The organism is Pseudomonadota bacterium, from assembly GCA_030860485.1.
Lineage (GTDB): Bacteria > Pseudomonadota > Gammaproteobacteria > JACCXJ01 > JACCXJ01 > JACCXJ01.
The window spans coordinates 1-8,528 of sequence record JALZID010000319.1 but is presented as its reverse complement, the minus strand read 5'-3'; the positions used below and the strand labels follow the sequence as shown (position 1 = coordinate 8,528).

8 protein-coding genes are annotated in these 8,528 nt (G+C 63.7%); 4 read left to right on the top strand and 4 right to left on the bottom strand.

Features of this window, described 5'->3' with window-relative positions; all coding sequences use genetic code 11:
• Positions 1-600, top strand: a 600-nt coding sequence (locus tag M3461_20230) for a TonB-dependent receptor (GenBank protein ID MDQ3776513.1), incomplete at its 5' end; no start/stop codon positions are given.
• A gap of 258 nt (positions 601-858) precedes the next feature.
• Here the strand turns inward: M3461_20230 and purN are convergent.
• From purN to ispG, 3 genes are read right to left on the bottom strand one after another with little or no spacing between them, the layout of a single operon-like run.
• Positions 859-1,491 (bottom strand): phosphoribosylglycinamide formyltransferase, encoded by a 633-nt coding sequence (purN, locus tag M3461_20225; GenBank protein MDQ3776512.1) that lies wholly within the window; start codon positions 1,489-1,491, stop codon positions 859-861.
• Between the two features lie 6 nt (positions 1,492-1,497).
• A complete protein-coding gene (locus M3461_20220) occupies positions 1,498-2,043 on the bottom strand; it encodes a hemerythrin domain-containing protein (GenBank protein MDQ3776511.1) in 546 nt (181 codons plus the stop codon).
• Positions 2,044-2,074: 31 nt separating this feature from the next.
• Positions 2,075-3,316, bottom strand: coding sequence for a flavodoxin-dependent (E)-4-hydroxy-3-methylbut-2-enyl-diphosphate synthase (gene ispG, locus M3461_20215; GenBank protein MDQ3776510.1), 1,242 nt, complete (start codon positions 3,314-3,316; stop codon positions 2,075-2,077).
• Positions 3,317-3,534: 218 nt separating this feature from the next.
• Here ispG and M3461_20210 point away from each other — a divergent pair, with 218 nt between their 5' ends.
• Positions 3,535-3,951 carry a hypothetical protein gene (locus M3461_20210; GenBank protein MDQ3776509.1) on the top strand — a complete coding sequence of 139 codons (417 nt, stop codon included), beginning with the start codon at positions 3,535-3,537 and terminating at the stop codon, positions 3,949-3,951.
• Positions 3,952-4,038: 87 nt separating this feature from the next.
• Here M3461_20210 and M3461_20205 read toward each other — a convergent pair whose 3' ends face one another.
• On the bottom strand, positions 4,039-5,169 hold the full coding sequence (locus M3461_20205; GenBank protein ID MDQ3776508.1) for a hypothetical protein: 1,131 nt from the start codon (positions 5,167-5,169) through the stop codon (positions 4,039-4,041).
• Positions 5,170-5,383: 214 nt separating this feature from the next.
• Here M3461_20205 and M3461_20200 point away from each other — a divergent pair, with 214 nt between their 5' ends.
• Both M3461_20200 and cas3 read left to right on the top strand, forming a co-directional pair.
• Positions 5,384-5,584 (top strand): hypothetical protein, encoded by a 201-nt coding sequence (locus M3461_20200; GenBank protein MDQ3776507.1) that lies wholly within the window; start codon positions 5,384-5,386, stop codon positions 5,582-5,584.
• A gap of 738 nt (positions 5,585-6,322) precedes the next feature.
• Complete coding sequence (gene cas3, locus M3461_20195; GenBank protein ID MDQ3776506.1) at positions 6,323-8,461, top strand: CRISPR-associated helicase/endonuclease Cas3; 2,139 nt, start codon at positions 6,323-6,325, stop codon at positions 8,459-8,461.
• Positions 8,462-8,528: the final 67 nt, after the last annotated feature.

Sequence of the window (8,528 nt, the reverse complement as noted above, 5' to 3'; positions counted from 1 at the left end):
GGGCGCTGGACCTTGCGCGTTTCGGCCTTCGCCAATCTCATCGAGGACTTCATCTTCGCCGATTCCGTCGATGAAAACGGCGATGGGGTCGCCGACCGCGTGGACGAGGAAGGCGAGCTGGTTCCCGGTGGTGATCTGCTCAGCCTGAACTTCGTGCAGGACGATGCCATCTTTTACGGCGCGGAGGCCGAGACCGTTTTCGGGATCTTCGAGGACACGAGCTACGGCGACCTTGATGTCCGGCTCTTCGCGGACTATGTACGCGGCAAGCTGACCGACGGCGACGATCTCCCGCGCATCACCCCGCCGCGTTTCGGCGGAGGCCTCGATTACCGACTCGGGGCCTGGACCGGCGATTTCGAGGTCATGCGCGTCGCCAAGCAAACCGACAACCCATCGCTCGAGACCGAGACCGACGGGTACACGCAGGTCGATCTCGGGGTCGGTTACACCTTCGGCACCAAGCCGGCCGATCTCACGGTGGCGCTGCGGGGCACCAACCTCCTCGACGAGGAAGAAAGGCGTCATACCTCTTTCCTGAAAGACATCGCCCCCCTCCCCGGCCGCAGCGTCCTCATCACCCTGCGGGCGAGTTTCTGAAGGGCACCCGCCTCCATCGAATAGCCAGCGCCCAGAACGAACGCGCACTGGACGTGACCTGCTCCATGGCGCAAGCCCATGTTCGACCTGAAGCGGGCAGACGCTTTCCATGAAGCGCTGCAAAGAGGAATTCGAAAGGCTGGTCACGGAAATCCAGACCCGTCTCGCAGCGCGTCGTGCATCGGGCGCGATCGCGGGATGGCCGATCACGCTGACGCTCGTCGAGGGACGGCGTACTGACGGCATCGCGCGCGCGTGCTACCCGAGAGGGGCCACGCCGGGCAAAGCCAGCTCACCGGCGAGCATGCGCTCCAGGGTCTCGACCAGGAAACCATGCTCGCGGGCCAGGACACGGGCGGCCAGGGATCCCGGGCTATCGTCCGCGAGGACCGGTACCCGGCACTGGGCGAGGATCGCGCCCCGGTCATAGTCCCCATCGACGAGATGGATCGTGACACCGGTCTCGCGTGCCCCGGATGCGAGCACCGCCTCGTGGACCCGCATGCCGTACATCCCCAGCCCTCCGAAGTCCGGCAAGAGGGCGGGGTGGATGTTGACGACCCGCCCAACGTACTGGGCCAGGGTCCCCGGACCGAGCTTCCTCATGTAGCCGGCGAGGACCACGAGGCCGACGCCGTGGCGGATGAGCGTATCGCGGATGGTCCGATCCAGCGCCTCGGGATCGGGGTGGGTCTCCGCGCTCAAGTGGTAGGCCGGTACGCCCGCGCGCCGTGCCCGCGCCAGGACGTCGGCGTCCCGGTTATTGCCGATGACGACCGCGGGCCGGGCCCCGAGACGCCCGGTCTTGCAGGCATCGAGGACCGCCTGGACGTTGGTGCCGCGATGCGAGGCGAGAAATCCGAGGTTCCCGAGCGCCGGCGCTGCTTTCACAAACCCTCAGCGCTCGCGCTGGATCATCTCGTACAGGTGCTTGTAGGACTGGTCGACGATGTCGCCGAACAGGGGATCGGTGGCCGAGGTGATCTCGGCCCGGAGCCGGTCCCAGTCCTCCGCCGCCAGCACCTCCCGCGCACGCGGGAAGACCTCTCTCTCCCCCAGGCGGGCATGCCCACGGCAGAGATCCAGATATTCGTGGCCGACGGAACGGACCCTATCGAGCGGTATGATGGCGCCACCCAGGACGCCCTGCACGAGGTCGTTGAAGGCATGCCCGAGCTGGCGCAGGGTATCGTGCTCGGCGAGAAGCGCGCCCCCGACCCGGGCTTGTGCAGCATCCCGGTCGATGAGGCAGCGGACGACCATTTCCTCGGTCGGGAGGTGCACCATGCTCGGGTAGACGCCGACGTACTGCATGATGTCGGACATGATCCGAAAATCGGCGTTCCCGCCGCGCCCGAGCAGCGCGAGCTGGCCGTCGAGGAGGTCGAGCAGGCGGGCGAAATTGCGGTGTTCTCTCTCGAGCCGCGCAAGGATTTCCGGCATGGGTTAACCCCCTCAGGATCTCATCAGGGGCTCATCCCCTGCGCGCGTAGCGACGCTCGACGTACTCCTCCACGATGCGCTGAAACTCCTCCGCGATGCCTTCCCCGCGCAGGGTCATGGCCTTCTCGCCATCGATGAAAACCGGGGCCGCGGGCACCTCGCCGGTGCCGGGCAGGCTGATCCCGATGTCGGCGTGCTTGCTCTCGCCCGGCCCGTTGACCACGCAGCCCATGACGGCCAGACTCATGTCCTCGACCCCATCGTAACGCTCGCGCCAGATCGGCATCTGGCTGCGAACGAAAAACTGGATCTTGTCGGCCAACTCCTGGAACACGGTGCTCGTGGTCCGGCCGCAGCCGGGACAGGCGATCACAAGCGGGGTAAACGATCGGAAACCCATGGTCTGGAGGATTTCCTGGGCCACGATCACCTCCGTGGTCCGATCACCGCCGGGCTCCGGGGTCAGCGAGATGCGGATCGTGTCCCCGATCCCCTTCTGCAACAAGATCGCGAGCCCGGCCGCCGAGGCCACGATCCCCTTCGACCCCATGCCGGCCTCGGTGAGGCCGAGATGCAGGGCGTAATCGCAACGCGCGCCCAGATCGGCATAGACGGCGATGAGGTCCTGCACCCCGCTTACCTTGCAGGACAAGACGATATGGTCGCGGGCGAGGCCGATCGCCTCGGCACGCCGGGCGCTTTCCAGGGCCGAGACGATCAAGGCCTCGCGGGTCACCTCGCGCGCGTCTCTGGGCTCGCTGAGCCGGGCGTTGTCGTCCATCATGCGCGTCAGGAGCTCGCCGTCCAGGCTGCCCCAGTTGACGCCGATGCGCACCGGCCGGTCGTAGCGGATGGCGGTTTCTATCATGGTCGCGAACTGGCTGTCGCGCTTGTGCTTGAAACCGACGTTGCCGGGGTTGATGCGGTATTTCGCCAGGCCCTCGGCACAGTCCGGATAGCGGGTGAGCAGGAGGTGGCCGTTGTAATGAAAATCGCCGATCAGTGGCACCCGGCAGCCCGCGGCATCGAGAAGCTCGCGGATCCGACCGATCTGGCGCGCCGCTTCCTCGGTGTTGACCGTGATGCGCACCAGCTCCGAGCCCGCTGCCGCCAGGGCCTGCACCTGGCGCACGGTGGCCAGGGCATCGGCCGTGTCGGTATTGGTCATCGACTGCACCACGATGGGGTGGCCGCCCCCGATGGTGACCGCGCCCACCTTGACGCCGATGCTCTGGCGCCGCAGAGGAGCGGGGTTTACCACCTCGGGGCTCACCCTCTCGGCGCCGGTGCCAGGGAGATCTGTGCTGGGGAGATCGCTGTGGCGGGCTGGTTGCATAGGGAACTCCGGGGGCGAGGTGACGAATGGGACCCGCGATCTCGCGGCGCGGGCACCCCTCTTGGTATCGCCCAATGGTATCGTAGTCGGCGGACGCCGCGCAAAGCGCGCCCCGATAGTCAGGCGCACGCGGCGGGTCCCGGGGAGGAAGCGATATGGACTCCACCGATGTCCTCGCGGCGCTCCTGAGCTGGGCTGTGACCCTGTCCCATTACCCCGCGCCACCGGCACCGCCGGAGCTGCGCTACGTCGAGCAGGGTTTCTTCGTGGAGCACGCCTGCGGGGGCCGCAAATGCTCGGCGCTCGGCTGGTACGACAACGACGGCCACATCTACATCGACGAGCGCCTGCGCGATCGGGACACCCCCTTCGTGCGCAGCATCATCGTCCACGAGATGGTGCACTATCTTCAGGACCTCAGCGGCAAGTTCGACCCCACCGCGTGCGAGGACTACAACCGCCGCGAGCGCGAGGCCTACGCCGTGCAGCGCGAGTTCGTGGCGCGCGCCGCCGGACACGCGGCGTTCCTGCGCATCGAGCTGGGCGACTGCCGGATGGAACCCAAGGGTTGACCACCCCCATCCCGGGCCCCCAAGGCCAAAAAGGGGCAGCCACACGGTCCTGCCGTGTACCGACACAGCTTTTAATCCAACACAAGATCAAAGACGGCGACGGCGAGGCGTAGCGTTCCTGCGGTAAGCATGTTGTGCCAGATCGGAGTCGCGAAATGGAGGCGGTGTCGGCTTCAGCACCATGAATCCACTGGCAACCATGCCCAGGAGGGTTTCGAAGCCATGATCGAGTACGACGACGCCCGGATGATTCTCTGCGTGCGGATAGTGCCTCTCAAAACAGGCAAGACCCAGCGGGTGACCTTCGCGCAGCACACCGTTAATGGCGGCATAGCGCTCTGTCATCGCGGCTCCCTGCCGTTGGAAGGCGAAGTGCGCGTAGAGCCGTGAAGTCGCGTCCAGACGGCTTGGATCCTCCAGTACGCAGCCCATATCCGTACTGCCTTCACCGATCATAAGTATACTATCAGGCGAAAGCTCATATTGTTCATGAACGGCCGTAAGAGGCCCCACGAAAGGCTTAGAATCCTTATAGGGCCGCAATAGATTGACAAACGTCAGCTGTGCGACAGTGGGGTTGTCCCAGGCGAAGTGACCTGCAAGTTCTTGATCGTGGCCGGTGCGGCTCCAGATCTCCTGTACCAGTTCCGGGTTTTCTCCAGCCCTGATCATACGGTCGACGGTATGTTGCGGGCATGTGGCGGTGTAAATTCCGAACGCGGTTCTGGTGTCATGAGCGCGAATAAGAAAATCTGCCGCCCCAGGAAAAAGCCTGAACGATTCCTCGCAAGCTTCTAGAAGCCCGGGTATTGATGCCAGAAAGTTTTCACCCAGCACCTGTGATACAAGATGGGGAGCTCTATCCTTAGCATAAGCCTTGGCTACATTATGCAATGTGTCTTCTGGGTAATGGAGCAAGGTCTCTGTGCTTGCGTGTCTATGAACGTGAGCAGCAAGATCGCTTACGACATCTTGGTTGCTGACACGTGGGTCACTCTTGAATCGGTCATAGAACCAGTCTGTCAATAGCTCAAGGGCATGAAAGGCGCTGTAAGATGACATCCGCGTCCCGTCGAGATCGGCGAGAACATATCGGATGATCCACGGGTCCTCGCGGGTCGGTAGCCTGGGATCGATCAGGAAAGTACTGGCTGGCGTCGGTGCTGTTGGCGCACGCCGTTCATTAAATCGTGACATAACAACGAAAAACCAAAACAAAACGCGAAGGGAGAGCTTTAAAACTACAGTTGCATTAGCAAGATCGACGCAGGCGGTATGTCGCGATGCGATGCACCAGCTCGGTCACCACAGACACGGCAGTCGTTGTGGAAGCGTGAAGTAACGCAATGGTCTATGTATCGGCACCGTCGTTTATTGTACCTTGAAAGAAGGTATATGCCAAGGTTCCTATCCACCTTTCGAGCGCGCCGACATGATGAAGCGCTACGAGTTCGCCAAGGACCAGTACGTCACCTTCTCTCCCGAGGAGCTGAAGGAGCTGGAGGAGAAGGGCACCGGCACGGTCGAGATCATGCAGTTCGTGCCGGAGGAGAAGATCGACCCGATCTACTATGACAAGGGCTACTACCTTGCGCCACAGCGGCCCGAAGCCCTACGCGCTCCCAAGGGATGAAAAGGCCCGGCCGCTGCGCGCTCGCGCGCTGGACAGCGCGCGGCAAGCACTGGCTGGACCGTCGGGTACAGTGCCCGACCTTCCCCGCACGTCTCCGGGCCACGGATCTGTTCCCTAAAGCAGGATCCAGCCAGCCGGCAATAGCGGGGTCCGGCGGAAACCGCGCGCTATCGCGATCCTCATCCTTCACCTCCGCATCCCTGACGGGATGACGGACCACGTCGATCCCATGTGATCGGCTACCTGCACCCCCCACCCCGGTGACACCAACCGCCCGAGCCGCTACCATCACGGCCGAAGATCGAGTGGGCGGCGATCTAAAGGGTAGGGACATGCGTCTGCGTGCGATATCCTGGATTCTGCGGGCTCGCGCTCGGCGCCAACGCCGCGCCCGCCCCTCGAGGTGGATAAGTAGAAATCTTTACTCTGACCCCGAACTCCGTGTGAGGGTTGACTACCCATCCCAGGCCCTCAAGGCCAAAAGGGGGCAGCCACACGGTCCTAGCACGGCGCCTGAATCTCACCATCGCGTACGAGTTTAAGCACCGGCTTAAACATCCCACGGCGCGCGCTGCATGAGACTGGCGATTGGATGCACGGTACGCACGATCTGGAAGCCACCGCACGCGACGCCTGGTGCCCCTGGCTTGCGGCTGTCACGGGTCACCACGGCGATCTTCCATCGAGCCCCGAGATTGATCCGGAGAGATTGATCCGGACTATGCGGTGGGCGGCATCATGAACCACGACCGCGCGGCACGCGCCGCATGGGTGGAGGCCTTGGCCGCGTTGTTCCTCTCCCCTGCCGGACTGGCTTCGCCCCATCCGCAGCCGGCTTGCGCCGGAGCGGCTCAGGCCATGCTCGCGGGCTTCTGCGCTGTGTGCGATTGGGTCGGATCGAATGCCGAGACCTTCCCGTATGCTCACTTGGACGAATACCCAAGCCTTGCAGGCTACTCCGAAGCGAGCGTGGACAGATTCATTCGCGAAGGTGGGCTCGGCCATTTTGGGCTCTCCGCTCGCGCGAAGAATTACGCAGGGATACAGGCCCTCCTCAAGTCCGACGAGCGGCCGCGTGGCGTGCAGACGCTGGTCGATACTTTGCCCCCGACACGGGGACTCACGCTCATCGAAGCTCCGACCCGGAGCGGCAAGACCGAAGCGGCGCTGGCCTGTGCCTGGCGTTTACTCGCGGTCGGGCGGGCGGATTCCATCATCTTCGCCTTGCCGACTCAGGCGACGGCGAACGCTATGCTGAAACGCGCCGAGGCCTTCGCCGCGCTGGCTTTCGGGGCGGCCAATGTGGTGCTGGCCCACGGCAAGAGGCGCTTCCACCCGGAGTTTCAGCGACTCGTCGATGCCGGTCGTCGCCGCACGGCCCAGGGAGAAGAGGAGGCGGCCGTCCAATGCTCGGCGTGGCTCGCCCACAGCCGTAAGCGGGTGTTCCTGGGCCAGATCGGCGTGTGTACGATGGACCAGACGCTGCTATCGGTGCTGCCCGTGCGACACAAGTTCGTGCGCGGCTTCGGGATCAACAAGTCGGTATTCATCGTGGACGAGGTACACGCCTACGATAGCTACATGCACGGCCTTCTTGCCGAGGTATTGCGCCGGCAGAAGGACACCGGCGGCAGCGCCATCCTGCTCTCCGCTACCCTCCCCTCGGGCGTACGTAGCAAGCTCCTGGGCGCCTGGGGCGCGGAAAGTCCTGAAGAGGCCCCCTATCCCGCCGTGTGGCATGCCACAGGGGGATCGGTTGTGCCCCTGAAGGTCCCGGAAGCCGAGCGGCCGGCTTTGCGTGTAGTAGCGATCGAGTGCGTCAAGCTCCCCGATGCCTTCCCCGACGACGTGATCGTCGATCGGATCGACGGCGCTGCCGAACGCGGAGCCCGCGTGGCGGTGGTATTGAACCTGGTCGACCACGCCCAGCGGCTTGCGCGCGTCCTGCGTCCACGCACCGCGATCCCCGTGGATATCTTCCACGCCCGTTACCGGTTCGCCGACCGCCAAGCCAAGGAAACCTGGGCGCTTGGTCAATATGGCCGTGAGGCACCGCGCGATGGTGGCCGGATCCTGGTTGCCACCCAGGTCGTCGAGCAAAGCGTCGACCTTGATTTCGACTGGCTCGTCACCCAAATCTGCCCGGTGGATCTCCTCTTCCAACGCCTCGGTAGGCTGCACCGTCACGACCGGCCGCGGCCACCGGGTTTCGAGTCACCCCGCTGCATGGTGATCTCGGTTGAACACGAAGACTACGGCTACCACAACCTTATCTACGACAATACCCGTGTATTGTGGCGAACGGATCGGTTGCTCCGGCGGCCGGGAACGATTGTCTTCCCGGGGGCCTACCGAAACTGGATCGAGGCTGCTTACGGCGAGGACTTCCAGGAAGTAGAACCCGAACGGATCACAAGGGACTACCGAGAGTTCACGGGAAGACAGTTGGCCTCCCAGCAAGAAGCGAAACAGATGATCAATATGCCTCGCAAGCAATACTCGGACGACGACGATCGCATCACCATCAAGACGCGCGACGGCGAGATGAGCCTGACGGTGCTGCCCGCGCAGGCCGATGGCCGGCTGCTCGACGGACAGGCGTTGCTCGAGCTCGACGACCGCGGTCGCGCCGAGGCCGAGAACTTAAACGCCGTTCCCGTACCGGCAAGCTGGGGCAAACGTATGGCCGCTTGCGACCGGACGACGAGGGCCGCTATCTGCTCGAAGTTAGCCGAGATGCTGAGGGCGTGTGGGTCGGGCGATGCGGCAAGGATCGCTACCGTTATACCGAGGATTTCGGGTTGGAGAGGGAGTAGACTAATGGTATGGACTCCTCCCCTCCCTAACGGCATCGTGATGTGCCAGAGTGGAGGATGAAACGACCACTTCGACGAAGAGGAGGAGTCCGGATATGAACAGTACGACAATCGGGTTGGACATTGCA